Here is a 26933-nt window from a genome sequence, read left to right as displayed (position 1 = left end):
CGTGTTGCGGGTATCCCTGGGGGACCCGGAGCACGGTGGTCCCCCCAAGATTACCTACCTTCTGGAGACTGAGAAACATGAGTGCTATCGTTGATATCATCGGCCGCGAAATCCTGGATTCGCGGGGTAACCCTACCGTCGAATGTGACGTCCTGCTCGAATCGGGCGTGATGGGCCGTGCGGCAGTGCCGTCGGGCGCATCGACCGGCTCGCGCGAAGCGATCGAACTGCGTGACGGCGATCCGAAGCGCTACTTCGGCAAAGGCGTGCTGCAAGCCTGCGAAAATATCAACACCGAGATTTCCGAAGCGATCATGGGCCTGGACGCGAACGAGCAGGCGTTCCTGGACCGCACCCTGATCGATCTCGACGGCACCGAAAACAAGAGCCGCCTGGGCGCCAACGCCATGCTGGCCGTGTCGATGGCCGTGGCCAAGGCCGCCGCCGAAGAAGCGGGCCTGCCGCTGTACCGCTACTTCGGCGGTTCGGGCGCGATGCAGATGCCAGTGCCGATGATGAACGTCATCAACGGCGGCGCGCACGCCGACAACAACCTGGACATCCAGGAATTCATGATCATCCCGGTGGGCGCCCCATCGTTCAAGGAAGCCATCCGTTACGGCGCCGAGGTGTTCCACACGCTCAAGAAAATCCTGCACGCACGCGGCCTGAACACGGCAGTCGGCGACGAAGGCGGTTTCGCCCCGTCGGTGGCCAACCATGAAGAAGCCATCAAGCTGATCATGGAAGCGATCGAGCAGGCTGGCTACGTCGCCGGCAAGGACATCGCGCTGGGCCTGGATTGCGCCGCCAGCGAATTCTACAAGGATGGCCGCTACGTGCTCGAAGGCGAAGGCGGGCTGAGCCTGTCGGCAGCCGACTTCACCAACATGCTTGCGACCTGGTGCGACAAGTACCCGATCATCTCGATCGAAGACGCAATGCACGAAGGCGACTGGGAAGGCTGGGCCACCCTGACCGCCGCACTGGGCAAGAAGGTCCAGCTGGTGGGCGACGACCTGTTCGTCACCAACACCAAGATCCTGAAAGAGGGCATCCAGAAGGGCATCGCCAACTCGATCCTCATCAAGATCAACCAGATTGGCACCCTGACCGAAACGTTTGCCGCCATCGAGATGGCCAAGCGCGCCGGCTACACCGCCGTGATCTCGCACCGCTCGGGCGAAACCGAAGATTCGACCATTGCCGATATCGCGGTGGGCCTGAATGCGCTGCAGATCAAGACCGGTTCGCTGTCGCGTTCGGACCGCATGGCCAAGTACAACCAGTTGCTGCGCATCGAGGAAGACCTGGGCGACATCGCCAGCTACCCGGGCCGTGACGCGTTCTACAACCTGAAGTAATCCCTTGGGGCCGACGCGCGGGATGGGGTCATCCCACCCGCGCGTCGGCTTTTTCATCTCCTTCGTTTTTCACCATGCGCCTGATCACGATTGCCCTGGCTGTTCTGCTCGTGCTGATCCAGTATCCCCTCTGGCTTGGCAAGGGCGGCTGGCTGTCCGTGGCCGACATGCAGAACCAGGTCGAAACCACGCGCATCAAGACCGAGCAGCTCGCCGCGCGCAACAGCAAGCTCGATTCCGAAGTCGATGACCTGACCGAAGGCACCGGCGCCGTCGAAGAGCGTGCGCGCTACGACCTGGGCATGATCAAGCAGAACGAGATTTTCGTGCAGGTGCTGCGCAAGAATGAAATCCCGGTCGAATCGATGACCGTGCCGCCACCACCACCACCGCCGAAACCGGGCGCCAAGCCAACCGGCGCTGCCGCACACTGAGCCAACTATCATGCTTGATGAAACTACCCCGATCGACCCCGCCAGCCTCGATTCGCTCGACGCGATCGCAGACTGCCTGGCCGAAGCGTTCGAAGATGGCGATGGCGCCGTGATTACGGCAGCCCTGCAGGCAGTGGCGCAAGCGCCCGCCCTGGGCGAGCTGGCCGCCAGCGTGGGCATGCCGCGCGACGCGCTGCAGGCGGCGATGACGGCAGGGGAGTTCGATATGGACCTGACCCTCGAAATCATGAAGGTCGTCGACCTGCACATGAGTGGCGGGAAATAAGGCTGACGACGCGCTCTTCGTCTCTTCTCCACATATGCAAAAACGTCGTTCCAGCTGAGGCTGGAACGACGTTTCCAGGCTAATTTAATTAGCGCGACAACGGCCCGTGACGGGCCGTGATGCTTCTTACTCTTTCGACTGCGACGATGCGTCGCCCTGCTCGTGGCCTGCGCCCTGTTCCAGGAATGCGCGCAGCATCCATGCATTTTTCTCGTGCACTTCCATGCGGGTCGACAGCATGTCGGCGGTCGGGAAATCGTCGATTTCGTCAGCAATACGCACGGCAGCACGCGCGGTGCGGATCACGGCTTCCTGGCCTTCGACCAGTTGACGGATCATCTCTTTGGCCGACGGCACGTCGGTTTCTTCGGTGATGGTCGACAGTTCGACATAACGCTTGTAGGTGCCTGGTGCGAAGTGGCCCAGTGCGCGGATACGCTCGGCGATATCGTCCAGTGCGGTCCACAGTTCGGTGTACTGCTCCTGGAACATCACGTGCAGGGTCTGGAACATCGGACCGGTCACGTTCCAGTGGAAGTTGTGGGTCTTGAGGTACAGCATGTAGCTGTCGGCCAGCACGGTCGAGAGCGATTCGACGATTTTTGCGCGGTCTTCGGTGTTGATGCCAATATCGATGTTCATGTGTATTTCTCCATTAGTCAGTGATATTCATGTGGTGCCACTGTCTGAAAATGCAACAGTATCAAACAAGCATCAGCTTACCACCATGACCGAATCGCCGCAGGACGGTACGAGGTGTGTGACGAAGAGTGAGAATTGGCGCGCGCCGGTCGCGTAGACTGATTTGTTTCTGATAACAAAGGTCATCACATGACGTTGCAACGCGCGGTAGTGGCACTGGTTCTGGTACTTTCCGGCCCGGCATGGGCGCAGGTAACGCCACCCGAAGCCAGCATGGAAACGAAGGTCGAAGTCAGCGGCGTCAAGGATCCCGAGCTACGCCCCTACCGCATCATGTCGCGTGGGCTGGACGCGTTCGACAAACACCATGGCCTCGCGCCAAGCGCCAGTCTGCGCTTTGAATTGAAGAACCAGGATGGCACGACCCAGTCGCCGGACGGCCTTGCGCTGCGCCTGTCCGGCGACACGGTGGACCTTCCGCTCGCGCTCGACAGCGATGCGACGTTCATTTTGCCGCGCAGCCAGGAAGCATTCGACGACAATGCCGACCTGGTTTTGAACCGTAAAAAATCGCGGATGCGCTGGCGTCCGCGCGTGCGCAGCCCCGGCGTGCCGGACAACGCGCGCCGGCTGGGCGACATGCGGCTCGAATGCGAAGTGGCACGGGCGGTGATGAAGGACGAGATCGGTATTGTAATGCGCAGCGCCATGGCAGTCGTCGGCGGGATGTGTCATGCGCCGATGACGGCGCTGTACTATCGCGCGCCAAAGCGGCTCGAAGCGGCGCGCCTGACATCGGGCGAGCGCAGCAGGCTACTAACGCTGAGCGAAGATCATCACAGCTTTATCGTTCCGGTGCGCAGCAAGGAGTGGGACAACGACAGCCTGATTACCTACGAATTCGCAGCCGATGCGCAGCAGGCCGCGCCGCTGCAGGCCGCTCAATAAGAACAGGGCGCCGAAGCGCCCTGAATAGCCCGACGGCGCCGGCAGGTGGCCGGCGCCTGCGCGAGTCAATGCGTGCTGCCGCTCGGCGGGATCAAGGTCTGGGCTGCGGTATCGACGGCAAACAGCTGCGCGCAATCGACCTTGTCGAACGAGTAGTGCTTGCCGCAGAAATCGCAGTTGATGCCCAGTTCGCCCAGCTCTTCCAGCGCCGTTTCCACTTCTGGCTGGCCCAGCATCTTGAGCATGTTGCCGACCTTTTCACGGTTGCAGCTGCAGTGGAACTGTGGGTGCATCGGATCGAACACGCGGATCGTCTCTTCCCAGAACAGGCGGTGCAGCAGCGTCGAGATGTCGGTCGACAGCAGCTCTTCGTGCTTGAGCGTGCCGCCCAGCGCTGCGGCGCGGTTCCACGTTTCCAGGTCTTCCGCTTCGGATGCCTGCTTGGTCTGGTCTTCGCCACCGCTGTGACGCGGCAGCTTTTGCAGCAGCATGCCGCGCGCGACCTTGTCGTCGGCGGCAACCCACAGGCGCGTGTCGAGCTGCTCCGAACGCAGCATGTAGTTTTCGATGACCGTGGCGACGTCGTCGCCGTCCAACGGCACGATGCCCTGGTACGGCTGCTGGCCCGGCATCTTTTCAAGCGGGTCGAGCGTGATCACGAAACGGCCCGTGCCCTGCACATTGACCAGCTGGCCGAGCGTGGCGTCGTCGGTGACATCGACGTCCGGCGCCAGCTTGGCCGTGGCGCGCATGCGCAGGTCGGCGTCGCATTCGACGACAAGCAGGCGCACCGGGCCGTCGCCATGGATCTGCATCACGATCGAGCCGTTGAACTTGAGGTTGGCTGACAGCAGGGCGCAGGCGGCGACCATCTCGCCCAGCACCGAGCGCACCGCTTTCGGGTAGCCGTGGCGCGCCTGGATCTCGCGCCAGGTGTCGGAAATTTCGACCAGCTCGCCGCGCACGGCGGCGTTGTCGAAGATGAATTTTTGCAGCGTGTCGCCGGTAGTGCTCGTGATGTCAATCGTGGTATCTGGTGTCGTCATTCTTTATCCGATTCTCTTTAGCTGTGTATTGAATAGCTGGCCTCGCGCGACATAGCTCGCGGCATTGCCCTGCAGGCGCAGCAAGTCTTCTTGTGTCAGTGTCCGCACCACTTTCGCGGGCGAACCCAGGATCAGTGAGTGATCGGGAAATGTCTTGTTCTCGGTGACCAGCGCGCCGGCGCCGACCAGGCAGCCCTTGCCGATGCGGGCACCGTTCAGGATCACGGCGCCGATGCCGATCAGCGAGTCGTCGCCGACCGTACAACCATGCAGCATGGCCTGGTGGCCGATCGTCACGCCGCGGCCAATGTCGAGCGGATAGCCCATGTCGGTGTGCATTACCGTGCCTTCCTGCACATTGCTGTTTTCGCCAATGGTGATGTGTTCGTTGTCGCCCCGCAGCGTGGCCCCGAACCACACCGACGTGTTGGCCGCCAGTGTGACCTTGCCGATCAGCGTGGCCGAATCGGCGACAAACGCCGACGGATCGATCTCGGGTGCATGTTCGCCCAGCTGGTAAATGGCCATGATGCGCTCGCAGAAGGTTGGAATGGGGCTATTTTACCGCTCCAGGCTTGGGTCAGCGCCGCCTTTGCCATCGCCCGAAGACCGGCAGATGGGGCCACGCTGCGCGAATTCAACGGGCCGGCGATATAATTGCCTGAACGATCGTACTTTTTTCGAGGCCTCATGAAACTTTCACGTTCAGAATTTGTCACCGTGCGCGGCCTGCGCCTTCACGTGCGCCATTGGGGGAACGAGGGCGCGCCCAAGCTGTTCATGCTGCACGGCTGGATGGACGTGGCGGCGTCGTTCCAGTTCGTCGTCGATGCCCTGGAGGGCGACTGGCACGTGATCGCGCCCGACTGGCGCGGCTTTGGTCACAGCGACCGTTCGGGCGCCGATACCTACTGGTTCCCGGATTACGTGGCCGACCTCGATGCGCTGCTCGACCGGTTTGCGCCCGACGAGGCCGTGAACCTGCTCGGCCACAGCATGGGCGGCAATATCGCCGGCCTGTACGCGGGCGTGCGGCCCCACCGCGTGGGCAAGCTGATCAACCTGGAAGGTTTCGGCCTGCCGGCCACGAAGGCGGCCCAGTATCCGAAACGGCTGGCCAACTGGCTCGACGAATTGCGCGCGCCACCCGAGATGCGTGGCTATGCCAGCCTGGACGAAGTAGCGGCGCGCCTGCGCAAGACCAATCCGCGCCTGTCGTATGAGCGCTCGAGCTTTCTCGCTGCCCACTGGTCCGAGCAGGATCGCGACGGCCAGTGGCGCATCCTGGGCGACCCTGCGCACAAGATGACGGGTCCGCTGCTGTACCACGTCGACGAGATGATGGCGGCGTGGTCGGCCATCACGGCGCCGGTGCTGTGGGTCGAGGCCGAAGACACCGATATGTGGCGCTGGATGGGCGCGAAGGAGCAGGCGCGCGCCGAGGTCGATCGCCGCATGGGCTATCTGAAGCACGTCACGGCGCGCATGGTGCCGCAGGCGGGCCACATGCTGCACCACGACCAGCCCGAATTGCTGGCGCGCATGATCGAAGACTTCCTCGCTGCGCCGACAGTTTGATGCGCGTACAATGGAGCGTCCATCCCGCCTGCTGAATATCCCATGCTGAAAGTCGACCTGCACTGCCATTCCAATGTTTCCGACGGCGTCCTCGCGCCAGCGGACGTGGCCGCTTACGCCGGCAAGAGCGGCGTGAATGTGTGGGCGCTGACCGACCACGATGAAATCAGCGGCGTGAAGGCTGCGCGGCAAGCGGCCACGGCGCTGGGCATGCGTTTCGTGGCGGGCGTCGAGATTTCGGTCACCTGGGCCAATGAAACCGTCCACGTCGTCGGCCTGCAGGTCGATGAAAACAACCCTGCACTGATCGCCGGCCTGGCAGCAACCCGCAACGGGCGCGAAAAACGGGCCCGCGAAATGGCGGCGCAGCTCGAGCAGGCCGGCATTCCCACGCCGTATGAAGGCGCGCTGCGCTACGTCGCCAATCCCGACCTGATGTCGCGCACCCACTTTGCGCGCTACCTGTGCGAGATCGGCGTCTGCACGACCACCTCCGACGTGTTCCGCCGTTTCCTGACCGAAGGCAAGCCCGGTTATGTGCCGCATCGCTGGGCCACGCTCGGCGAAGCAATGGGCTGGATCCAAGGGGCGGGCGGCATCGCCGTCATCGCGCATCCGGGCCGTTACCGGTTCAGCGACACGGCCCAGGGTGTGCTGTTCGACGAGTTCCGCCAGCTGGGCGGCACCGCCATCGAGGTAGTCACCGGCAGCCACACGCCGGATCAATACGGCACCTACGCCGAAGTTGCGCGCCGCTATGGCTTTCTGGCCTCGCGCGGCACCGACTTCCACGCACCTGGCGAATCGCGGGTCGAATTTGCCGAACTGCCACCATTGCCATCCGGCGTAACGCCGGTCTGGCACGACTGGTTCTAACCTTCCCGTCATTCTGACTGTCCGGCCGCCGCTCCTGCGGCTGGCCGCGTTGCGCCTGTTCTTTTCTTTTTTTTACAAGAATTTGCCCATCAGCTCTTGTAAAAGCCGTTTTATACTCCAATTGGAGTATATGCAGCGTATGGAGAACACGATGAAAGCAGTTTTAACCCAACAGAAACTCCCTGACAGCGACAAGGTCACGGTCAACGTCGGCCTCGTCGACCTGGCCCAGGTCGACCTGCTCGTCGAGGAAGGGTTCTATTCCAACCGTACCGACCTGGTGCGCACGGCCATTCGCAACCTGCTCACGCAGCATGCCGACGTGATCCGCCAGACCATCGTGCGCAAGCGCTATGTGATGGGCCTGTACCGCTACTCGGTGCAGGAACTCGAGCAATTGGTGGCAGAGGGTCAGCAACTGGATATCCATGTGCTGGGCCTGGCGGTCATCGAAGACAACGTATCACCTGAACTTGCCCGGAATGCGATCGCTTCGATCCAGGTCCTGGGCGCCTTTGTTGCATCACCTGCCGTGCGCGCCGCGCTGGCAGATCGCACCCTTACCTAGACTGGAACGCTATGAAATCGCTCGACCAATTCATGAACAAGATGATGACCTCTGCCCGCCTCGTGCAGAACAAGGATGTGGCCTCGGCCACCGCCACGATCCAGCAGGCGCTGGCGCAGGCCGGCCTGATGCCGGGGCAGGGGCATGGACAGGGGCAGAGCACCGCGCCCGCCAGCAAGGACGCCACGGCGTTTGTCGACATCAACCCGGCGCCGGATTGGCAAGCCCAGCTGCGCAAGGGCCAGGCGGCCATGCGCGCCGCCGGTGTCGGTGTCGGCATTGGCATGCCTCAAGATGACGATGTGGCGGTCATGGACGACATCGCCGGTGGCACCTTCACCGCGGGCGTCTTTTCGAACGCCGCCGGCCGCCGCCGCTACAAGCTGTACATCCCGTCGCAGCCATCGACCGCGCCGCGTCCGCTGATCGTCATGCTGCACGGCTGCACGCAGAATCCGGATGATTTCGCGCTCGGCACCGGCATGAACCGCCTGGCCGAAGAAGCCAACTGCCTCGTGCTGTATCCGGAGCAGGACAGCGCGTCGAACCGCACGCAGTGCTGGAACTGGTTCGAGTCGGGCCACCAGGGGCGCGATGCGGGTGAGCCAGGCATCATCGCCGGACTGACGCGGCAGATCGTCAAGGAGCACGGCGCCGATCCGGCGCAGGTGTTTGTGGCCGGCATGTCGGCGGGCGGGGCGATGGCGGCCGTGCTGGGCGCCGAGTATCCGGACCTGTTCGCGGCAGTGGGTGTGCACTCCGGTTTGCCGGCCGGTAGCGGGCGCGACATGATCACCGGCTTGCAGGCCATGAAGAAGCCGGCCAAAGGGCGCACCTTGCGCGAGACGGTGCCGGTCATCGTGTTCCATGGCAGCACCGATCACGTGGTGACGCCGGCCAATGGCGACGCCGTGCTGCAACAGTATGTGGGCGCTCACGCCGGCCTGCACGCCACGCCACTGAGCGTGCGTCACGACGATGCAGCCCATGGCGGGCGCCGTTGCCGCCGCAGTGTCTGGCGCGATGACGCGGGCCGGACGATGGCCGAGCAGTGGGTCGTGCAGGGCGCAGGGCATGCCTGGGCTGGCGGCAATGCGGCAGGCTCGCATACCGATGCGGCAGGACCATCGGCGTCGAAGGAGATGCTGCGCTTCTTCCTGGGCGCAAAACGCTGATACGGCAGGCACGCGGAACTGCGCCCTTGAATTTTCCGACAGGCAGCCCAATATTGGCATCCTGTCATTAATTCAGGAGTCGTCTGCCATGAAGCGCATTGTTCTTTTCCTCGCCACCAATCTTGCCGTCGTTCTGGTGCTGTCGCTGGTCATGAACGTGCTCGGTCTTGGCCGCGCCGTCTCGGCGCAGGGCATCGACTTCGCTTCGCTGGCAGTGATGTCGCTGGTCATCGGCTTTACCGGTTCGTTCATCTCGCTCTTGATCAGCAAACCGATGGCCAAATGGTCGACAGGTGCGCGCGTGATCCAACAACCGGCCAACTCCACCGAGCAGTGGCTGGTGGACACCGTGCGCCGGCTTGCGGAACGCGCCGGCATCGGCATGCCCGAGGTTGCCGTCTACGATGGCGAGCCGAATGCGTTTGCCACCGGCGCCTTCAAGAATTCGGCGCTGGTCGCCGTGTCTACTGGGCTGCTGCAAAGTATGAACCAGGACGAAGTCGAAGCCGTCCTGGGCCACGAAGTTGCCCACATCGCCAATGGCGACATGGTCACGCTGACGCTGATCCAGGGTGTCGTCAATACCTTCGTCGTGTTCTTCGCGCGCGTGGTCGGCTTCTTTGTCGACAAGGTGCTGTTCCGTAAAGAGGGCGACGCGCCCGGCATTGGCTATTACGCCACCGTGATGGTCTGCGAAATCCTGTTCGGCCTGCTGGCCTCGATCATCGTGGCCTGGTTCTCGCGCCAGCGCGAATTCCGCGCCGACGCCGGCGCCGCCAAACTGATGGGCAGCCCGGTGCCGATGCAGCACGCGCTGGCCCGCCTGGGCGGCTTCGCGCCGGGCGCGCTGCCGAAAGCGATGTCGGCATCGGGCATTTCCGGCAGCGGCGGCGGCTGGGGCGCGTTGTTCTCGACCCACCCGCCGATGGAGCAGCGTATCGCCGCGCTCCAGTCGCTGCCTAACCAATAACAAGGACACCATCCATGGGCCAGTTTTTCCAGATCCACCCTGAAAACCCGCAAGCGCGCCTGATCAAGCAGGCCGCGCAGATCGTCAGCGCCGGCGGCATCGTCGCGCTGCCAACCGATTCCGCATACGCACTCGTCTGCCGGCTGGACGACAAGAACGCGGTCGAGAAGTTGCGCCGCATCCGTGGTGTCGATGACAAGCACCACCTGACGCTGCTGGTGCGCGACCTGTCTGAAGTGGCGCAGTATGCGCGCGTGGACAATACGCAATACCGCCTGCTCAAGGCCACGATGCCGGGCCCCTACACGGTGATTCTGGAAGCCACGCGCGAGCTGCCGCGGCGCCTGTCGCATCCGTCGCGCAAGACGATTGGCCTGCGCGTTCCTGAAAACCGCATCACGCTGGCGCTGCTCGAAGAACTGGGCGAGCCGCTGATCGGCACCACGCTGCAATTGCCGGGCGACGAGCACATGCTGTCGGATCCCGATGAAGTACGCGAGCGCCTCGAAAAGCAGATCGAACTGATCATCGACGGCGGCGCCGGCATGCTGGAAGCCACCACCGTGATCGACCTGACCGGCCCCGAGCCGGTGCTGATCCGCGAGGGCAGGGGCGACCCGGCGGCATTCGGCCTGTAATCAGGCGGGCTGCGGCCTGCAAGGCTGCCTTAAGTATTCCACCGGTCAAGTACGCGCCGCGCTCTGATAGAATCAGCCCCCATGGAAGAAACGATTCGCACCATCGCGGTGTATGCGCTGCCGGTCCTGTTTGCAATCACGCTGCACGAAGCCGCCCACGCCTACGCCGCCAAGTACTTTGGCGACAATACCGCCTATTCGCAGGGGCGCATGAGCCTCAACCCGCTGGTGCACATCGACATCTGGGGCACGATCGTGATCCCGGTGCTGATGTTCCTGTTCACGCCGTTCGTGTTCGGCTATGCCAAGCCGGTGCCCGTCGAATTCGGGCGCCTGCGCAATCCGAAGCGCGATATGGCATGGGTATCGCTGGCCGGCCCGTTTGCCAACTTCGTCATGGCCGTGCTGTGGCTGATCCTCGGCGTGCTGCTCGTGTTCTTCCAGGTCGGCGAAGAATTCCCGCACAAGATGGCGCAGGCCGGTATCGTCGTCAACCTCTTGATCATGGCCTTCAACCTGCTCCCGATCCCGCCGCTCGATGGTGGCCGGGTCGTGACGGCGATGTTGCCGCATCGCGCGGCCTATGCGTTCGCCCGCATCGAGCCCTACGGCTTCTTCATCGTGCTGGCACTGGTCATGCTCCGGGTGGTCGGCTACTGGCTCACGCCGGTGATGGCGCTGGGCGGCTACCTCGTGCAGCTGGCGGCCACGCCATTCACGTTCTTCCTGCTCTGAGCCGATGACCACCGGCACACATATGGCGGCCTTGCCCGCGTCGCCCTGGGTAGCGCGCTTCGCACCGCTGGCCAGGTCAGGCGAAGCGCTCGACCTGGCCTGCGGCAACGGGCGCCACACGCGCCTGCTCGCGGCGCAAGGTTTGCAGGTGCTGGCCGTCGATCGCAATCCGGCCGCGCTGGCGGCCAGCGCGGGCGAGGGCGTGACGACACTGGCCTGCGATCTCGAGGCCGATGGCGCCAGCTGGCCATTCGAAGCGGAGCGCTTTGCCATCATTGTCGTCACCAATTACCTGCACCGCCCGCTGTTCGCGCAGATCGCGGCCAGCCTGCGGCCAGACGGTATCCTGATCTACGAAACCTTCGCGCAAGGCAACGAGCTCTATGGGAAGCCGTCGAATCCGGCGTTCCTGCTTGCGCCTGGCGAGCTGCTGGCGCTGGCCCACGATGGCGGTCTGCAGGTGCTGGCATACGAGGATGGCCACGTTGAGCGGCCCCATCCGGCGCAGGTGCAGCGCCTGTGCGCCGCCGGCCAGGCGTACCGCAAAACCGAGGCCTGGCTCGACCATATTGTGGTCAGGAATGAACCATAGGGGCGGGCTATCCGCTACAATCAGATTTTTAAATGAATGGCACGGTCCAAAGATTATGATTAAGGGCAGTATCGTAGCAATCGTCACCCCGATGTTCGAAGATGGCACCGTCGATCGTGATTCCCTGCGCGCGCTGATCGACTGGCACATCGCCGAAGGTACCGACGCGATCGTCATCGTGGGCACGACCGGCGAATCGGCGACCCTGTCGCCGGAAGAGCATTGCGAACTCGTCAAGCTGGCTGTCGACCATGTCGCCGGCCGCATCCCTGTCATCGCCGGCACTGGCGGCAATTCGACCGTGGAAGCCATCGCGCTGACCCGTCACGCGAAGAGCGTCGGCGCGGACGCGTCCCTGCAGGTCGTGCCGTACTACAACCGGCCGACGCAAGAGGGCATGTACCGCCACTTCCGCACGATCGCCGAAGCCGTCGACCTGCCGATCATCCTGTACAACGTGCCGGGCCGTACCGTGGCCGACATGGCCAACGAGACCGTCGCGCGCCTGGCGCCGATCGAGAACATCGTCGGCATCAAGGATGCTACCGGCAATATCGGGCGCGGCATCGAGCTGCTCAAGATGGTCGATAAATCCTTCGCCGTGTACTCGGGCGACGATCCGACCGCAATGGCGCTGATGTTCTGCGGCGGCGCCGGCAATATTTCGGTCACCGCCAACGTGGCGCCGCGCGCGATGCACGAGCTGTGTGTGGCCGCCATGAGCGGCGACATCGCGCGCGCGCTCGAGATCAACAACCGCGTGCTCGGCCTGCACGCCAGGCTGTTCGTCGAACCGAATCCGGTGCCCGTCAAATGGGCGCTGGCCGAGATGGGCAAGATGCCGGCGGGCCTGCGCCTGCCGCTCGCGCCGCTGTCCTCCCAATACCACGAGATCGTACGTGCCGCCCTGGTGGAAGCCGGCGTTCATTCCCCATCCTGAATCCGCAAGGGTTCGGGTTACTGACCTGATATCGAACGACATGACTATTCGCAAGACTAAGAATTCAAACGGCGCATCCCTGATCAACGCTCCTGCCGCCGCCCGTGTGCTCTCGCTCACGGTCATCGCGTTCAGCCTGGCAGCCTGCACCACGATTTTCAGTGGCGACAAAGTCGACTACAAAGGCACCAAGAAGGCCGCACCGCTGGACGTGCCGCCCGACCTGACCAAGCTGCAGCGCGACAACCGCTACGCGATCCCGGACGGCCGTGGCGTCGCCACCGCATCCGAATTCCAGCAAGGCCAGGCCGCAGCCGCTGCCGGCGGCGTGCCTGCAGTGGCCGGTGTTTCGGCATCCGGCCAGCCGATCGGCCCGATCTCGACCGACGCCGTCAGCGTGCAGCGCAATGGCGACCAGCGCTGGCTGGTGGTCAAGCAAACGCCTGAACAACTGTGGCCACAACTGCGCCAGTTCTGGGAAGAGCAGGGCTTCGCGCTCGAGACCGAATCGGCCACCACGGGCACCATGGAAACCGCCTGGGTCGAGAACCGCTCGAAGATCCCGCAGGACTTCGTGCGCCGTGCCATCGGCCGCGTGTTCGACAGCGCCTATTCGACCGGCGAGCGCGACAAGTTTCGCACGCGCCTCGAGCGCCTGCCGGATGGTTCGACCGAGATCTGGGTCAGCCACCGCGGCGCCGAAGAAGTCCTGACCGGCCCGCAAAGCGAAACCACGACCTGGACCGTGCGTCCCAACGATCCGGGCCTGGAATCGCAATACCTGAGCCGCATCGTCGCTCTGCTGACGGGCGCGAAAGAAGTCGCACCGGCCGAAGCCATGGTCGCCAACGCGCCACTGGCGCCGCAGCACGCCAAGCTGGTGGGTGACAAGGTCGAGGTCGATGAAGGCTTCGACCGCGCCTGGCGCCGTGTCGGCCTGGCACTGGATCGCGTCGGCTTCACCGTCGAAGACCGCGACCGCGTGCAGGGCATCTACTTCGTGCGCTATGTCGATCCGGATGCAGGCGAGACCAAGGATGGCTTCTTCAAGCGCCTGTTCACGTTTGGCAAGTCGGAAGACGACGCGAAAGAAGCGCAGCGCTACCGCGTGCTGGTCAAGGCCGCACAGGGCGCGAACGTAAGCGAAGTGTCGGTGCAGACCAACGACGGCAAGGCGGAAACGTCGCCGACGACGACCAAGATCCTGACGCTGCTGAACAACGAGCTGAAGTAATCCTCGTTGCAGCAACAAGAAACCGGCCAAGTGGCCGGTTTTTTTATGCTTGTTGTCATCGTATTCAGTAGGGTGGACGGGTTTCCCGTCCACGCGTTCGAAAGCGACAGACGTAAAAAAACCGGCCCGCAGGCCGGTTTCTTCATACCGAGTAACGAATTACTTGGTGGTAGCAGCAGCGTCAGCAGCTTGGGTAGCCGAGGTCTGAGCAGCGGCAGCAGCGTCGGTTGCGGTCGAAGCAGCAGCAGCTGCGTCGGTTGCAGCAGCGTCAGCAGCAGCAGCAGCTGGAGCGGTTGCGTCAGCAGCTGGCATGGTTGCGTCAGCAGGAGCGACGACAGCAGCTGGGGTTTCGGTCACTGGTGCGACTGGAGCTTCTTCTTTCTTAGCGCAAGCAGCCAGGGTAACAGCGAACAGGGAAGCGATCAGCAGGGATTTTTTCATGGTTTTTTCCTTAGTATTTACAAAAGTAGAACTACTTGATACGAATAATAATTACCGGTAATTATTTCTCGATGGAATTCTCGTGCCTTCACAAATAGCAAGACTGCCACGGGCGCAACGGAACCTTCCTGATTGATATTATAGACAATTTTACAGTTTCGCAATAGCTAACACATGCTCTGGTGTAAGAATTTTCCGCTTTGATAAGCTTCATATTGTTACAAGATGCTACGCAAATAGCGAGGCACCTAAGAATTAACCCCTGGGCAACTAATTGTGCTTTTCGTAGCGTACTTACAACCCAGTAGTCGTCGGGTGCAGTGTCGGTCGGGAAGCTTCCCAGATCGCTTCGAACCGGTGGTGGGGAATATCCACGGCACGCGGATCGTCAAAGTTGGCTTCGCCGCGCATGTGTTCGCTGTGAAAGCGGCGTACCACGTGCTGTTCGTCGGCAATGCAGAACGAGTCGGTCAGCTGGCGCAGGTTTTTCGGGCTCTGGCGGCATTCGCAGGCGTGACCGTAGTCGCGCAGCAGACGCAAAAAACGCGGGAAGTGGCGCTCGATGTGGCCCGGGTCGTGCAGCGCAAGGCGCAAGGTGCCGCCCCGTTGCAGGAAGGCACGCAGCGCCGCATCCACCTGGACGGCGCCCAGCGCAAATACCGCACCATCCGGATCGAACACGCGCAGGCTGTGCTGCGCGGCCGCCACGGCGGCGAGAAGTTGCGTCTCGCAGTCGCGCCGGGTGTCGAACGGGATGGCGCGCGCATCCATGGTCAGCCCAGCTCGACCCAGCCGTCCTGATACCAGGCGTACAGGGATTCGGTGACGTCGTCGGTGGCCTTGCCGAGCGTGGCGCCATCGATGCGGCGGTCGTTGGCCAGCACGTCGAGCACCACCTTGTCGGCGCGGCCGGCGGCCAGCGATTCGCCATTGATGAACACATTCTTGCCGCGGTACAGCATCAATGTCTTGCTCGAGAGCTTGACGCCGCGCTTGGCGGCCGTTTCCATGAAACGGCCGAAGGTCATCGGCTTGGCGGGCGGCGTGAAGAACACATTGTGCTTCGGCTCGGACATGTGCTCGCCGAGGAAGATGGTGACGTCTTCTTCATCCCAGCGCACCTTGTTGAGCTCTTCGGTAACGGTGGCGAGCATGTGCTTCGGAATCTCGGCTGGATTCTTTGCTTCTTGCAATTCGGGATCGGCGTAGCGGCCCGGCAGGTCGATCGAATCGGCCATGAATTGCAGGAACGCTTCGCCCAGTTCCTGGAACGACGGCGAGCGGAAACCGATCGAATACGTCATGCATTCGCCTTCGGCGATGCCGTCGTGCGCGTACTGTGGTGGCAGGTACAGCATGTCGCCCGGCTCGAGCACGAACTCTTCTTCGGCCTCGAAATTGGCCAGGATCTTGAGCGGCAAGCCTTCGATGATCGTCAGGTCCTGCTGCGCGCCGATGCGCCAGCGGCGCTTGCCGTGCGCCTGCAGCAGGAATACGTCGTACGAATCGTAATGGGGGCCGACGCCGGCGCCGTCGGTGGCAAAGCTCACCATCAGGTCGTCCAGGCGGGCATCGGGCACGAAGCGGAACTGGCGCAGCAGCTCGTCGGCGCGCTCGTCATGCAGGTTCACGCCCTGGACCAGCATCGTCCAGTTGGGCTCGCTGCGCGCCGGCAATTCGGTGAGGGGGCCGTGCTGCATGTCCCACTCGCCGTCGCGCAGCGAGACCAGGCGCGATTCGACATGGTTCAGTGCGGCCAGCTCGGCCAGCTTCTCGAACTTGAGCAGCGGCTTGAAGCCGGGGATGGCGCCACGGATCAGCAGCGGCTTCTTGTGCCAGTAGTCGCGCAAGAATTCAGCAGGGGAAAGATTCCCCAAAAGCGGTAATTTTTTCATGCGACATTATAACCAGCCGAAGCGGGGCCTAGACCCATCGAGAGTATAATCCGCAGCTCACAATGAAAGGATGGACGATGAAGATTGCTAAAGACACAGTCGTGACGGTTAACTATAAACTGTCGGATGCCCAGAACAATCTGATCGAGGAGGGCTCCCAGCCGATGGTGTACCTGCACGGCGGCTACGAGAATACCCTGCCGAAGATCGAAGAAGAGCTGGACGGCAAAGAAACCGGCTACGCCTCGACGATCCAGGTGGAGCCAGACGACGCGTTCGGCGACTACGAGCCAGAGCTGGTCAAGGTTGAAGAGCGTTCGCGCCTGCCGGAACCGATCGAAGTCGGCATGCAGTTCGAAGGCATGGCCGAAAACGGCGACGACGAGCCGGTGATTTTCACCGTCACCGAAATTGCTGACGACAAGGTCGTCCTGGATGGCAACCATCCACTGGCCGGCATGGCTCTGCGCTTTGACCTGTCCGTGGTCGACGTGCGCGCTGCGACCGCCGAAGAAATCCAGCACGGTCACGTGCACGGCGCTGGCGGTCATCATCACGAGATCGATGACAGCGATGATGGCGACCACTTCCGTACCCAGCCGCTGCAGTAATCCGGTTGGTGCGCGGCCACCGCATCACGCGGTGGCCGCGCTTGTAATTTCTGTTCTACTGCTTCGCGTCCACCACCGTGAACGCCGCATCTTTCCCCAGCATCACATTCACCTCGACCGCCTTGGTTCCCACTGACAGCTGTCCCAGATTGCCTTTCCATGCGATCTGCGGCTTGTGGCCACCTGGCGCGTCACTGTCGACCAGCAGCACCTTCCCATCGAACTTGACGGCCTGCGCCTGGATCTGACGCCGCGCTGCCTCGAACCCGTCGCGCTCGACCGGCGCGCGCCGCAACAAGCCGCGCAGGCCCGCTGGCTGGTCGAGATGGAACGGGCGCACGGCCCCTTCCGAGAACAGCACCAGCGCCTGCGCCTTGTCGCTGCGCGCCATCGCGAACAGGCGGTTCAGCCAGAAGCGGTTGGCCACCGCCCGGTCTTCGTATTCGCTGTTGCGGCCCGCGGCCGGCAGGAAATGGTTGTTCGCGGCTGGCAGATTGATGGTGGCATACAGCACCTTGTCCACCTTCCAGTGCGCGTTCTCGGCATAGCTGCGAAAACGCGGACTGGCCGACAGCTGCGTCAGGTGGATCTTGGTTGCGCCAAGCGATTCGGGCTCGCCGTAGAGCAGTTCGCGCAGGCGGTTCAGGCGCTCGATCGCATTGGTGCGCTTGGCCGAGTTGCGGCAGCCGGTCCAGTCGCTGCCGGACAGCGACACGATCACGGGCCGCTTCGCATGCTCGAACAGGTCGCGCCGCTGCAGATACAGCTTGTCGCCGCAGCTTTCGTTCTCGCCCTTGATGCCCGTTAGGACGACGAACGACACGGATTTTTCGGACGAATCGGCCAGTGCCTGCTTCAGGCGCGCGTCACTGTCAGCGCGCGCGTCGTTGCCGACCACGGCGAAGCGGTGCGTGGGGCGCTCTTCCTTGTCCTTGTCCTTGGCTTGGCCCACCAGCGGCGCGCAGGCAAGCAGCGTCGCCAGCAGCGCAGCGCGGACAATGACCGGACGCGGGATCGACATCAGGCAGCCAGCCGTTTCAGCTCGTAGAGCCGTTCGAGCGCTTCGCGCGGCGTCAGCGCGTCCGGATCGATGGCGTCCAGTGCATCGCGCAAGCCGTCGTCCTGGACTTCCGCCACGACGGGCGCCGGGGTGTCGTCGAGATCGTGCTCGGGCAGGGGCGCGGCGAACAGGTCGCGCTGCGGCGTACCACCGGCGGCCTGCGCTTCCAGGCGCGCCAGGTGCTTGCGCGCGGCCTTGATCACCGGCTGCGGCACGCCGGCCAGCTGCGCCACCTGCAAGCCGTAGCTTTGCGACGCCGGACCATCCTGTACCGCGTGCAGGAACACGATGCTGTCCTTGTGCTCGACCGCCGACAGGTGCACGTTGTACGCGCTTGGGTACGACTCCGGCAACTGGGTCAGCTCGAAGTAGTGCGTCGCGAACAGCGTGAAGCTGCGGCTCGTGTCGATCAGGTGGCGCGCGATGGCCCACGCCAGCGCAAGGCCATCGAAGGTCGACGTGCCGCGCCCGACTTCATCCATCAGCACCAGCGAATGCTCAGTGGCGCCGTTGAGGATCGCGGCCGATTCGGTCATCTCGACCATGAAGGTCGAGCGGCCGTTGGCCAGGTCGTCGCTGGCGCCGATGCGGGTGAAGATGCGGTCGATCGGGCCCAGCGTGGCTTCGGCCGCCGGTACGTAGCTGCCGACATACGCCAGCAGCGTGATCAGCGCGACCTGGCGCATGAAGGTCGATTTACCGCCCATGTTCGGACCGGTGATCAGGAGCAGGCGGCGCTCGTTGGAGAAGCGGCAATCGTTGGCGATGAAGCGCTCGATCTGATTCTCGACCACCGGATGGCGGCCTTCGACGATGTTCAGGCACGGCGCATCGACCAGCTGCGGTGCGCACCAGCCGTGGCGCAGCGCGTGGCTGGCCAGCGCGACCAGCACGTCGACCTGCGCAATGGCGCGCGCGATCGTCTGCAGCACGCCGATGTGCGGCGCGAGCTGGGCGAGCAAGTCGTCGTACAGGATCTTCTCGCGTGCCAGCGCGCGGTCCTGCGCCGACAGCGCCTTGTCTTCGTAGGCTTTCAGTTCGGGCGTAATGTACCGTTCGCAGTTTTTCAGCGTCTGGCGGCGGCGGTAATCGTCCGGCACCTTGGTGGCCTGGCCGTTGGTGACTTCGATGTAGAAGCCGTGCACGCGGTTGTACTCGACGCGCAGGTTGGCGATGCCGGTGCGTGCGCGTTCGCGTGTTTCGAGATCGACGAGGAACTGGCCGGCATTCTCGGACAGCGCCTGCAGTTCATCGAGTTCGGCATCGTAGCCACGTGCGAACACGCCGCCATCGCGGATCATCGCGCTCGGCTCTTCCAGCACGGCGCGCACCAGCAGGTCGAGGCAATCGGCGGGCGTGGCCATGTCGTCATGCAGTTCGCGCAGCAGCGACGTGTCGCCCGGCACGAAGCAGCGCGCCACCAGCTCGCGCAGCATCGGCAAGGCCTTGAGGCCATCACGCAGGCTCGCCAGGTCGCGCGGGCGCGCACTGAGCAGCGCCACGCGCGTGGTGATGCGCTCGATGTCCGGCACCTGCGCCAGCGTCGGCGACAGGTTGTCGATGGCATCCGCCTGCAGCAGCGCGGCGATTGACTGGTGCCGGCTGCGCGCGATCGACTGGTCGCGCCGCGCATGGTGCAGCCAGTGGCGCAGCATGCGCGAACCCATCGCCGTGCGGCAGCCGTCGAGCAGCGAAAACAGCGTCGGCGACTCTTGCCCGCGAATGGTCTCGGTCAGTTCCAGGTTGCGGCGCGTGGCGGCATCAAGGCCGATGTATTCGTTCTCGTTTTCGCACGCCAGACCCCGCACATGCTGCAGCCCGCGGCCTTGCGTGGACTGGGCATAACGCAGCAGCGCGCCGGCCGCGCCGAACGCGGCGCCCAGGCCATCTGCGCCAAAGCCGGTGAGCGTTGCAACCTTCAGTTGTTCGAGCAGCGCGCCGTGGCCCTTGACCACGTCGAAGTGCCATTCCGGCACGCGCTGGGTGTGCACGGTGGAAGCGCCATCGTCGAACATGTCGCCGCAGTCGGCGCGCAGGATTTCGGCCGGTGCGATGCGCTCGAGTTCATGCGCCAGACGCGCCTCGATGGCGCGTGCGTCACCCGAAAATTCCATCAGGCGCAGGTTGCCGCTGGCCAGCGACAGCCAGGCCAGACCCGCAGTGACAGTCTTGCGCTGGGTTTGCAGGCACAGGGCGAGAAGAGGGCGCTCGGCTTTTTCGGGCAGCAGGTCGGAATCGGTCAGCGTACCGGGCGTGACGACGCGCATGACCTTGCGTTCGACCGGGCCCTTGGACAGCGCCGGATCGCCGATCTGCTCGCAGATTGCGCACGATTCGCCCAGTTTCACCAGCTTGGCCAGATAGCCATCGAGCGAGTGGAACGGCACACCGGCCATCTTGATCGGATTGCCCTCGGACTTGCCGCGCGCAGTCAGCGTGATGCCCAGCACGCGCGAGGCTTTTTCGGCGTCGTCAAAGAACAGTTCGTAGAAGTCGCCCATGCGGTAGAACACCAGCATGTCGGGGTAGTCGGCCTTGATGCGCAGGTACTGCTGCATCATCGGGGTGTGCTTGTCGGTCGCGCTGTTCTTGACGGCTGCGGCGTTGATTTCAGTGGGAACGGTGGTCATTTCTTCGGATTGGGTACGGCGAGGCAGAGGCTGGCCAGAGCTGCGTATTTTACCGCGATTGATGTTGCGCGCGCGGCACAGCCGGGGTCAGGTCTGACATTCGGACACGACCTCAGCTTTAGCACAGCCGGGGTCAAGCACAGCCGGGGTCAGGTCTGACATTTAGACACGACCTCAGCCTTGGCCAGTTCCAAGGGGCTCTTGTTCAGATTGGTATGGCATCGTGTCAGCTAGTTCCGACTACTTTACTGCCGAGATCGTGTCCGAATGTCAGACCTGACCCCGGCTTTTCTGACCCCGGCTTTCTCTCTACTGTCGAGATCGTGTCCGAATGTCAGACCTGACCCCGGCTTTTTGTGTGACCCCGGCTTTTTGTGATGCCGGGTTTTTGCGGGTCGCGCGGCATCACACGTAGCCAAGGTGCCTTCGACGGCCACGCGATCGCTGCACAGCACGACAAAACTGCCGGGGACTTCGCAGGCCAGCAACGTTGCGGAAGCACCGAGCGGCACGGCGCGTTTGAAGCGGCATGCCAGACTGGTGACGCGACGATCGGTCGATTGCTCGAACGCCGCGCAGACGCGTGCCATCGTCTCCATGCCGTGAATGATTGGCGCGTGCATCCCCATCAGCCGCGCACTCCATGGCCACAGATGAATCGGATTCCAGTCGCCGGACAAGGCTGCATAGCGCCGCCCCGCATCCGCGGTTACGACCCATTCTCCGACGACGTCTCCCACCGGCGCGACTAACGGCGACGCGGTCGCGTGCTTGACGCGTTGTCCGCGTTTGATCAGGTACCGGCTGGTGCACGAGAAGACCGTCTGCCCATCCGCGCTTGCCACTGTCTCCAGCACGCATTTGACGGCCCCATTGGCTCCAGGTTCCGGCATCGATAATGTCGTCACGAGTATTAGCGGCGCATCAGTCCGTACCTCGCAATGTATCGCGAGGTCGTTCGACACATGAATCAGTCCGACAATCCGAAACGGCAACGCCCGATCGAGCATCGTCGCCAGTTGCGCGCGCTGTGCCAGCAGATAGAGGTAGGTCAGCGGCACAGGTCCGGGAGGAAAACCGAACGCGTCGTAGTAGCGCCGCACGTGATCCGCATCGATCCGGTCCAGCCGGTAACTGGCCTGGACCGGTTGCCCCGACGGTCGCGCGGGCCGCTTGAACAATGCCCGCAGCAGCGGCCAGGCACTGGCCCTGGGCAGGGCAGGGAGGGATAACAAAAACGGGGACGGGCTATTCATCGACGCAGCATACCGCGTCGCCGCCCGTCCCCGGAAACACAGCACCGATACTCAGGCTGCTGCCTTGACCCGCGCCGTGATATGCGCCAGCGCCTCGTCGACCTGATCGATCAGGATCAGGCACAAGTCCCCATCTTCCAAACGCGAAAGGGCACGATCAATCGCCACGAACTCGCCGTTGATTTCTTCGACGTGGCCCGTGCGCGTCGCATTGCTCAACCCTGCGCGCAGCAGCGCGATGACTTCGCCGTCAGCGCGCCCGCGCTGGCACTGGTCCTGATACAGCAGCACGTCGTCGAACGCCGCGCCCAGGATTTCAGTCTGCTGCGTGATGTCCTGGTCGCGCCGGTCGCCGGCGCCACTGATCACCACCGAGCGGCGCTTGGCGGGCATGCTCTCCACCGCATTGACCAGCGCGGCGATCGCATCCGGGTTGTGGCCGTAATCGGCGATCACGGTCGCGCCCTTGTAGTCGAACACGTTGAAGCGCCCCGGCGCATTGTCGCTTTCGCCGACAAAGGTCTTCAGGCCCAGGCGGATCGCATCCCACGATGTGCCCACACCCCACGCGGCGGCTACCGACGCCATCACGTTCTCGACCTGGAAGCCCACCACGCCACCGCGCGTGATCGGCACTTCCTTCAGGTCGATGCGTTCGATGAACGATTCCTGCGCCGCCACCAGATAGCCTTCTTCGACGAAGACGACGCGGCGGCCCTGCGCGCGGTGCATTGCCATGACCGGATTACCCACGTCCTGCGCGAAGAAGGTAACGTCACCGCGCGTCCGTTCGGCCATCGCCGCCACGGTCGGATCGGCGGCGTTAAGTACCGCCATGCCGCCCACGGCCACGTTCTGCACGATCACGCGCTTGAGTACCGCCAGGTCTTCGAGCGTGGTGATGTAGTTCAGGCCCAGGTGGTCGCCCGAGCCGATATTGGTTACCACGGCGACCTGGCACTTGTCGTAGGCCAGGCCTTCGCGCAGCAACCCGCCGCGCGCCGTTTCGAACACGGCGGCGTCGACGTCGGGGTGCAGCAGCACGTTGCGCGCGCTGCGCGGGCCGCTGCAGTCGCCGCTCTCGATGCGGCGACCTTCGATGTAGACGCCGTCGGTATTGGTCATGCCGGTGCGCAGGCCGGAAGCCGTGAGCAGGTGCGCGATCAGGCGCACGGTGGTCGTCTTGCCGTTCGTGCCGGTGACGGCCACGATCGGGATGCGGCCATCGTCGCCGTCCTTGAACAGCGTGTCGACGATGGCTTCGCCGATCGGGCGCGGTTTGCCGAACGATGGCGCCAGGTGCATGCGCAGACCCGGGGCGGCGTTGACTTCAACGATACCGCCGTTCTGGTCCTCAATCGGTTTGAGGACGCTGTCGCAGACCAGGTCGACGCCGCAGATATCCAGGCCGATCATGTGGGCGGCAGCGACGGCGCGCGCAGCGACTTCAGGGTGCACGTCGTCGGTGACGTCGGTGGCCGAGCCGCCGGTGGACAGGTTCGCGTTATTGCGCAGGACGACGCGCTGGCCGATGGCGGGCACCGAGTCCGGCGTCAGGCCGTTCTGGGCCAGCGTGCCGATGGCGATGTCATCGAAGCGGATCTTGGTCAGCGACGTGCCGTGGCCATCGCCGCGGCGCGGGTCCAGGTTGACCTGCTCGACCAGTTCGCGCACGCTGCGTTCGCCGTCACCCACCACCTGCGGCGGTTCGCGGCGCGCGGCGGCCACCAGCTTGTCGCCCACCACCAGCAGGCGGTAGTCGTGGCCCGGCAGGTAGCGTTCGACCAGGATGTCGTCGCGGAATTCGCTGGCGGCCTTGAAGCCGGCGTCGAGCTGTTCGCGGGTGGTGACGTTGACCGTCACGCCCTTGCCCTGGTTGCCGTCCTTCGGCTTGATCACCACGGGCAGGCCGATTTCCATGGCGGCGGCCCAGGCGTCGTCAGGGTCGGAGACGCCGCGACCCTGGGGCACTGGCACGCCGGCTGCATCGAGCAGCTTCTTGGTCAGTTCTTTGTCTTGCGCGATCGATTCGGCAATCGCGCCGGTGGCGTCGATCTCGGCGGCCTGGATGCGGCGCGCGCGGCTGCCCCAGCCGAACATGACCATGCTGCCTTCGGTCAGGCGGCGGAACGGGATGTTGCGGGCCACTGCGGCCTGCACGATCGAGCCGGTCGATGGACCCAAACGCACGTCTTCGTCGGTCGCGCGCAGTTGCGCCAGCGCGGCGGGCACGTCGAACGGGGTGTCGTTGCGGGCGGCTTCGATCAGCTGCTGCGCGAGTTCGAGGGCCTGGCGGCCGACGTCTTCTTCGCTGTATTCGACGACGACCTGGTAGGTGCCGGTTTCCAGCGTGGCAGTGGTGCGGCTGAACGTCACCGGGCAGCCGGCTTCGGCCTGCAGGTGCAGCGCGACCAGTTCGAGCACGTGGGCCAGCGGGATCGTTTCGTAGTGGCCGAACGGCTGCAGGCCGCCGATCTGCGGGAAGCGCACGCGCAGGCGCGATTCGAAACCGGGCAGTTCGCCGATCGATTCTTCCTCAGGCGTGCACGTCACGATCGCCTCGACCGAGGTGTGGTGGCTCCAGAGATTGGGGCCACGCAGGGCCCGTACGCGAGATACTTCCATAAACCGTCATTCCTTTCGCGGGCCGCGCACCGCGCGCACATGCGCGGGGGCGGGCGCCAGGCCCGGCAGATTGCCGGGCAGTGTCATTCAATGTGTCGTTTGTTTTGGTGTCGCGTCGAACGCGCGCAGGCCGCCGCACAGCAGGTCGCTCGGCACGCCGAGCGCCCACGCCGCCGCCACTGCCGCCAGCACGTTTTCGGGGTACTTCACGGTGGACGGCTTCATCGTGTCCAGCGTGTTCAGGCGCGTCTCCGCATCGCCTTCGGCCAACATGATGCGTCCGTCACGGACAAACACGATGCGCTCGCCCGCCGCGCGGTGCGCCACCAGCACCGCATGGTGTTCGTCGAAGGCGTAGAAGATCACGCCGCCATCGCACAATTCGGCCAGCGCCGCGACCTGCTCGTTGGCGGCATTGAGCACGGCCACGCCGTCCGGCAGGATCACGTCGACCTGCGTACGGATCACGTTGCGCAGCGCGTCGTCGTCGTGGACATGGAACTCTGCCAGGTCGGCCAGGCCAGCCATGTCGGTCACGACGCCCACGGTGCAGCGGTCGTACGGCAGGCCGTCCTGCAGGATCGAGCGGGCGTTCGATTCGAACACCGCCGTCTGGACGTTACGGTTGATCAGGATGCGCTGGCCGGCTTCGACGCCCGTACTGTCGCGGTTCGAGATCACGCGCGCGTTCAGGTACAGGCCTTCGCCGTTGGCCACGCCGACCTCTTTGCCGGTGATGTTGACCAGGCAGCCGATCAGGCGCGTGATCAGGCTGCAGCCGAGCGAGCCGGTCACGCCGACCACCGGAATGCGCGCCGTGTCGTCCGGCGCGAACAGGTGCTCGATGATGTCCTTGCCGACGTTGCGGGCGGTGCCGCTGGCCGGCTTGGTGTGGGCCAGCAGGCCCGGGCTGGCGTTCACTTCGATGATCGCGCCGCGCTGCTCGAGCAGTGGGCGGCTGATGTCTTCGCACACCAGGTCGATGCCGGCGATGTCCAGGCCGACGATGCGGGCGGCCAGTGCCGCAGCGTGCGCGACCTCCGGGTGGAGCAGGTCGGTGACGTCATCGGCGACGTTGCCGTTCATCTGGATCAGCACTTTCTGGCCGGCAGGCGGCACCGTGTCGGGCGTGAGGCCCTGGCGCTTGAGCTGCAACTGGTTTTCTTCGCTCTTGCGCGGCTCGACGGGGCTGAGCGGGAATTCTTCGCTTTCGCCGCGGCGCGGGTCGATATTGATCTGGCTGTCGCACAGCTCGGCCACGTTCTGGCGGCCGTCGCCCGTCACCCACAGCGATTCGCCGCGCGCGACGGCGACCACCTTGCGGCCAACGACCAGCAGGCGGTGCTCGCTGCCCGTGATGAAGCGCTCGACCAGCACCGAGCGGCTTTCGCCTTCTTCGGATGCGATCACATAGGCGGCGCGCACTTCTGCTTCGGTATTCAGGTTCAGCGAAACGCCGCGGCCGTGGTTCGCGTCGACCGGCTTGACGACCACGGGCAGGCCGATGTCGGCGGCTTCTTCCCAGGCCGCGTCGGCGCTGCGCGCGATGGCGCCTTCCGGCACCGGCACGCCGCACGAGGCGAGCAGGTTCTTGGTCATGTCCTTGTCGCTGGCGATGCCTTCGGCAATCGCGCTGGTGCGGTCGGTCTCGGCGGTCCAGATGCGGCGCTGCGCGGCGCCGTAACCCAGTTGCACCAGATTGCCGTCGGTCAGACGGATCGACGGGATGCGGCGGTCGGTGGCGGCGTCCACGATGTGCGCGGTCGACGGACCCAGGCACAGGCGGTCGACCATGTCGGTCAGGCGCACAAGCGCGGCAGGCAGGTCGAACGGCTCGTCGTTGATCGCGGCCATCATCAGGCGATGGCTGACGTCGAGCGCGGCGCGGCCGACGACATTGTCGCGCGTGCGGAACGCCATCTTGTAGACGCCATGCTCACCGGTGGAGCGGGTCTTGCCGAAGCCGGTCTTCATGCCGGCCAGGCTCTGCACTTCGAGCACGACGTGTTCGAGAATGTGGCCGGCCCAGGTGCCTTCGTTCAGGCGCTCGATGAAGCCGCCGTGGTAGCCGACGCCGCAGTGGTGCTCGATCAGGCCCGGCAGCCAGGTGGTCAGGCGCGTCGTGAACCCGGGGAGCAGATTCGACGGATAGTCTTCCAGTTCGCCGATGTCGAGCCAGGCCTCGATCACGGGCCGATAGGTCCAGATGTTTGGTCCCGCCAGATAATTGATGCGCAGGAATTTGATGTCGTTCTTTTTCGTCATGTAAATACGTTGGTCGCCTGGCGCTACTCCCACACCGGCGACTTTTCCTTGTATGCCTGAGGTGTCACTACGTTAGCGAAAGGCCGCCAATCGCAGCGCACATCACGCGCTGATCTGATCCAGT

26 protein-coding genes are annotated in these 26933 nt (G+C 64.0%); 15 read left to right on the top strand and 11 right to left on the bottom strand.

Annotated elements, in window-relative coordinates:
• The first annotated feature begins 77 nt into the window (after positions 1-77).
• The 3 genes from eno to AC56LW_RS03095 all read left to right on the top strand — a co-directional run bounded on the left by eno (position 78) and on the right by AC56LW_RS03095 (position 2084).
• Positions 78-1364: a phosphopyruvate hydratase gene (gene eno, locus AC56LW_RS03105; protein WP_332531455.1), complete on the top strand. Its 1287-nt coding sequence runs from the start codon at positions 78-80 to the stop codon at positions 1362-1364.
• Between the two features lie 74 nt (positions 1365-1438).
• Positions 1439-1798 (top strand): cell division protein FtsB, encoded by a 360-nt coding sequence (gene ftsB, locus AC56LW_RS03100; RefSeq protein WP_258835205.1) that lies wholly within the window; start codon positions 1439-1441, stop codon positions 1796-1798.
• Positions 1799-1808: 10 nt separating this feature from the next.
• Positions 1809-2084, top strand: a complete 276-nt coding sequence (locus AC56LW_RS03095) for a helix-turn-helix domain-containing transcriptional regulator (RefSeq protein ID WP_332531456.1) — start codon at positions 1809-1811, stop codon at positions 2082-2084.
• Between the two features lie 126 nt (positions 2085-2210).
• Here the strand turns inward: AC56LW_RS03095 and AC56LW_RS03090 are convergent, their stop codons facing one another.
• Positions 2211-2726: a Dps family protein gene (locus AC56LW_RS03090; RefSeq protein ID WP_183555578.1), complete on the bottom strand. Its 516-nt coding sequence runs from the start codon at positions 2724-2726 to the stop codon at positions 2211-2213.
• Positions 2727-2915: 189 nt separating this feature from the next.
• Between AC56LW_RS03090 and AC56LW_RS03085 the strand changes: the two genes are divergently transcribed.
• Positions 2916-3674: a hypothetical protein gene (locus AC56LW_RS03085; protein ID WP_499631506.1), complete on the top strand. Its 759-nt coding sequence runs from the start codon at positions 2916-2918 to the stop codon at positions 3672-3674.
• Positions 3675-3739: 65 nt separating this feature from the next.
• Here AC56LW_RS03085 and hslO read toward each other — a convergent pair whose 3' ends face one another.
• Together hslO and AC56LW_RS03075 are read right to left on the bottom strand one after the other, a co-directional pair.
• Positions 3740-4720: an Hsp33 family molecular chaperone HslO gene (hslO, locus tag AC56LW_RS03080; RefSeq protein WP_332531458.1), complete on the bottom strand. Its 981-nt coding sequence runs from the start codon at positions 4718-4720 to the stop codon at positions 3740-3742.
• A 3-nt stretch (positions 4721-4723) separates the two neighbouring features.
• The gene (locus AC56LW_RS03075; protein WP_499631503.1) at positions 4724-5248 is read right to left on the bottom strand and encodes a gamma carbonic anhydrase family protein; all 525 of its coding nucleotides are present in this window, start codon (positions 5246-5248) and stop codon (positions 4724-4726) included.
• 162 nt (positions 5249-5410) lie between these two features.
• Between AC56LW_RS03075 and AC56LW_RS03070 the strand changes: the two genes are divergently transcribed.
• The 10 genes from AC56LW_RS03070 (at position 5411) to bamC (ending at position 14026) form a co-directional block, all read left to right on the top strand.
• A complete protein-coding gene (locus AC56LW_RS03070; protein ID WP_499631500.1) occupies positions 5411-6298 on the top strand; it encodes an alpha/beta fold hydrolase in 888 nt (295 codons plus the stop codon).
• A gap of 42 nt (positions 6299-6340) precedes the next feature.
• Positions 6341-7174: a 3',5'-nucleoside bisphosphate phosphatase gene (locus tag AC56LW_RS03065; protein WP_499631497.1), complete on the top strand. Its 834-nt coding sequence runs from the start codon at positions 6341-6343 to the stop codon at positions 7172-7174.
• Between the two features lie 151 nt (positions 7175-7325).
• Positions 7326-7742 carry a CopG family transcriptional regulator gene (locus AC56LW_RS03060; RefSeq protein ID WP_499631494.1) on the top strand — a complete coding sequence of 139 codons (417 nt, stop codon included), beginning with the start codon at positions 7326-7328 and terminating at the stop codon, positions 7740-7742.
• A gap of 11 nt (positions 7743-7753) precedes the next feature.
• A complete protein-coding gene (locus AC56LW_RS03055) occupies positions 7754-8917 on the top strand; it encodes an extracellular catalytic domain type 1 short-chain-length polyhydroxyalkanoate depolymerase (RefSeq protein ID WP_499631491.1) in 1164 nt (387 codons plus the stop codon).
• An 88-nt stretch (positions 8918-9005) separates the two neighbouring features.
• Positions 9006-9887 (top strand): protease HtpX, encoded by an 882-nt coding sequence (gene htpX / locus AC56LW_RS03050; protein ID WP_499631488.1) that lies wholly within the window; start codon positions 9006-9008, stop codon positions 9885-9887.
• A gap of 14 nt (positions 9888-9901) precedes the next feature.
• Positions 9902-10525 carry an L-threonylcarbamoyladenylate synthase gene (locus AC56LW_RS03045; RefSeq protein ID WP_183555570.1) on the top strand — a complete coding sequence of 208 codons (624 nt, stop codon included), beginning with the start codon at positions 9902-9904 and terminating at the stop codon, positions 10523-10525.
• A gap of 81 nt (positions 10526-10606) precedes the next feature.
• Positions 10607-11260: a site-2 protease family protein gene (locus AC56LW_RS03040; RefSeq protein ID WP_332531464.1), complete on the top strand. Its 654-nt coding sequence runs from the start codon at positions 10607-10609 to the stop codon at positions 11258-11260.
• A gap of 4 nt (positions 11261-11264) precedes the next feature.
• Positions 11265-11852, top strand: coding sequence for a class I SAM-dependent methyltransferase (locus AC56LW_RS03035; protein WP_499631485.1), 588 nt, complete (start codon positions 11265-11267; stop codon positions 11850-11852).
• Positions 11853-11907: 55 nt separating this feature from the next.
• Positions 11908-12792, top strand: a complete 885-nt coding sequence (gene dapA, locus AC56LW_RS03030; RefSeq protein WP_183555568.1) for a 4-hydroxy-tetrahydrodipicolinate synthase — start codon at positions 11908-11910, stop codon at positions 12790-12792.
• A gap of 40 nt (positions 12793-12832) precedes the next feature.
• Positions 12833-14026 carry an NlpB/DapX family lipoprotein gene (gene bamC, locus AC56LW_RS03025; protein ID WP_183555567.1) on the top strand — a complete coding sequence of 398 codons (1194 nt, stop codon included), beginning with the start codon at positions 12833-12835 and terminating at the stop codon, positions 14024-14026.
• A 159-nt stretch (positions 14027-14185) separates the two neighbouring features.
• Here the strand turns inward: bamC and AC56LW_RS03020 are convergent, their stop codons facing one another.
• The 3 genes from AC56LW_RS03020 to AC56LW_RS03010 form a co-directional block, all read right to left on the bottom strand.
• Positions 14186-14467 (bottom strand): hypothetical protein, encoded by a 282-nt coding sequence (locus tag AC56LW_RS03020; RefSeq protein WP_183555566.1) that lies wholly within the window; start codon positions 14465-14467, stop codon positions 14186-14188.
• Between the two features lie 294 nt (positions 14468-14761).
• Complete coding sequence (locus tag AC56LW_RS03015) at positions 14762-15238, bottom strand: DUF7931 domain-containing protein (RefSeq protein WP_499631480.1); 477 nt, start codon at positions 15236-15238, stop codon at positions 14762-14764.
• Between the two features lie 2 nt (positions 15239-15240).
• A complete protein-coding gene (locus AC56LW_RS03010) occupies positions 15241-16362 on the bottom strand; it encodes a JmjC domain-containing protein (RefSeq protein ID WP_499631477.1) in 1122 nt (373 codons plus the stop codon).
• Between the two features lie 77 nt (positions 16363-16439).
• Between AC56LW_RS03010 and AC56LW_RS03005 the strand changes: the two genes are divergently transcribed.
• A complete protein-coding gene (locus AC56LW_RS03005; RefSeq protein ID WP_499631474.1) occupies positions 16440-16973 on the top strand; it encodes an FKBP-type peptidyl-prolyl cis-trans isomerase in 534 nt (177 codons plus the stop codon).
• Between the two features lie 55 nt (positions 16974-17028).
• Here the strand turns inward: AC56LW_RS03005 and AC56LW_RS03000 are convergent, their stop codons facing one another.
• The 5 genes from AC56LW_RS03000 to AC56LW_RS02980 all read right to left on the bottom strand — a co-directional run bounded on the left by AC56LW_RS03000 (position 17029) and on the right by AC56LW_RS02980 (position 26809).
• Positions 17029-17994, bottom strand: coding sequence for a hypothetical protein (locus tag AC56LW_RS03000; protein ID WP_499631472.1), 966 nt, complete (start codon positions 17992-17994; stop codon positions 17029-17031).
• Positions 17994-20663 (bottom strand): DNA mismatch repair protein MutS, encoded by a 2670-nt coding sequence (gene mutS, locus AC56LW_RS02995; RefSeq protein ID WP_499631469.1) that lies wholly within the window; start codon positions 20661-20663, stop codon positions 17994-17996. The genes AC56LW_RS03000 and mutS overlap by 1 nt, the downstream gene beginning before the upstream one ends.
• A 245-nt stretch (positions 20664-20908) precedes the next feature.
• Positions 20909-21919, bottom strand: a complete 1011-nt coding sequence (locus tag AC56LW_RS02990) for a MaoC/PaaZ C-terminal domain-containing protein (protein ID WP_499631466.1) — start codon at positions 21917-21919, stop codon at positions 20909-20911.
• 51 nt (positions 21920-21970) lie between these two features.
• Positions 21971-24544: a cyanophycin synthetase gene (gene cphA / locus AC56LW_RS02985; RefSeq protein ID WP_499631463.1), complete on the bottom strand. Its 2574-nt coding sequence runs from the start codon at positions 24542-24544 to the stop codon at positions 21971-21973.
• Positions 24545-24631: 87 nt separating this feature from the next.
• The gene (locus AC56LW_RS02980) at positions 24632-26809 is read right to left on the bottom strand and encodes a cyanophycin synthetase (protein WP_499631460.1); all 2178 of its coding nucleotides are present in this window, start codon (positions 26807-26809) and stop codon (positions 24632-24634) included.
• Positions 26810-26933: the final 124 nt, after the last annotated feature.

It is taken from the genome of Telluria sp. LT2P80, from assembly GCF_059685955.1.
Note: the sequence above shows the minus strand (reverse complement) of the source record. Positions and strands in the feature narration are given on the sequence as shown.

Bases quoted from the DNA above. Each gene is read 5' to 3' on its own strand.
- AC56LW_RS03075 (WP_499631503.1), bottom strand. From the start codon at position 5,248: ATGGCCATTTACCAGCTGGGCGAACATGCACCCGAGATCGATCCGTCG.
- AC56LW_RS03090 (WP_183555578.1), bottom strand. From the start codon at position 2,726: ATGAACATCGATATTGGCATCAACACCGAAGACCGCGCAAAAATCGTC.
- ftsB (WP_258835205.1), top strand. From the start codon at position 1,439: ATGCGCCTGATCACGATTGCCCTGGCTGTTCTGCTCGTGCTGATCCAG.
- AC56LW_RS03060 (WP_499631494.1), top strand. From the start codon at position 7,326: ATGAAAGCAGTTTTAACCCAACAGAAACTCCCTGACAGCGACAAGGTC.
- AC56LW_RS03065 (WP_499631497.1), top strand. From the start codon at position 6,341: ATGCTGAAAGTCGACCTGCACTGCCATTCCAATGTTTCCGACGGCGTC.
- AC56LW_RS03005 (WP_499631474.1), top strand. From the start codon at position 16,440: ATGAAGATTGCTAAAGACACAGTCGTGACGGTTAACTATAAACTGTCG.
- AC56LW_RS03000 (WP_499631472.1), bottom strand. From the start codon at position 17,994: ATGTCGATCCCGCGTCCGGTCATTGTCCGCGCTGCGCTGCTGGCGACG.
- AC56LW_RS02990 (WP_499631466.1), bottom strand. From the start codon at position 21,919: ATGAATAGCCCGTCCCCGTTTTTGTTATCCCTCCCTGCCCTGCCCAGG.
- AC56LW_RS03055 (WP_499631491.1), top strand. From the start codon at position 7,754: ATGAAATCGCTCGACCAATTCATGAACAAGATGATGACCTCTGCCCGC.
- AC56LW_RS03040 (WP_332531464.1), top strand. From the start codon at position 10,607: ATGGAAGAAACGATTCGCACCATCGCGGTGTATGCGCTGCCGGTCCTG.
- AC56LW_RS03085 (WP_499631506.1), top strand. From the start codon at position 2,916: ATGACGTTGCAACGCGCGGTAGTGGCACTGGTTCTGGTACTTTCCGGC.
- AC56LW_RS03035 (WP_499631485.1), top strand. From the start codon at position 11,265: ATGACCACCGGCACACATATGGCGGCCTTGCCCGCGTCGCCCTGGGTA.
- AC56LW_RS03010 (WP_499631477.1), bottom strand. From the start codon at position 16,362: ATGAAAAAATTACCGCTTTTGGGGAATCTTTCCCCTGCTGAATTCTTG.
- cphA (WP_499631463.1), bottom strand. From the start codon at position 24,544: ATGGAAGTATCTCGCGTACGGGCCCTGCGTGGCCCCAATCTCTGGAGC.
- hslO (WP_332531458.1), bottom strand. From the start codon at position 4,720: ATGACGACACCAGATACCACGATTGACATCACGAGCACTACCGGCGAC.
- AC56LW_RS03095 (WP_332531456.1), top strand. From the start codon at position 1,809: ATGCTTGATGAAACTACCCCGATCGACCCCGCCAGCCTCGATTCGCTC.
- dapA (WP_183555568.1), top strand. From the start codon at position 11,908: ATGATTAAGGGCAGTATCGTAGCAATCGTCACCCCGATGTTCGAAGAT.
- AC56LW_RS03045 (WP_183555570.1), top strand. From the start codon at position 9,902: ATGGGCCAGTTTTTCCAGATCCACCCTGAAAACCCGCAAGCGCGCCTG.
- AC56LW_RS03020 (WP_183555566.1), bottom strand. From the start codon at position 14,467: ATGAAAAAATCCCTGCTGATCGCTTCCCTGTTCGCTGTTACCCTGGCT.
- AC56LW_RS03015 (WP_499631480.1), bottom strand. From the start codon at position 15,238: ATGGATGCGCGCGCCATCCCGTTCGACACCCGGCGCGACTGCGAGACG.
- eno (WP_332531455.1), top strand. From the start codon at position 78: ATGAGTGCTATCGTTGATATCATCGGCCGCGAAATCCTGGATTCGCGG.
- bamC (WP_183555567.1), top strand. From the start codon at position 12,833: ATGACTATTCGCAAGACTAAGAATTCAAACGGCGCATCCCTGATCAAC.
- AC56LW_RS02980 (WP_499631460.1), bottom strand. From the start codon at position 26,809: ATGACGAAAAAGAACGACATCAAATTCCTGCGCATCAATTATCTGGCG.
- htpX (WP_499631488.1), top strand. From the start codon at position 9,006: ATGAAGCGCATTGTTCTTTTCCTCGCCACCAATCTTGCCGTCGTTCTG.
- AC56LW_RS03070 (WP_499631500.1), top strand. From the start codon at position 5,411: ATGAAACTTTCACGTTCAGAATTTGTCACCGTGCGCGGCCTGCGCCTT.
- mutS (WP_499631469.1), bottom strand. From the start codon at position 20,663: ATGACCACCGTTCCCACTGAAATCAACGCCGCAGCCGTCAAGAACAGC.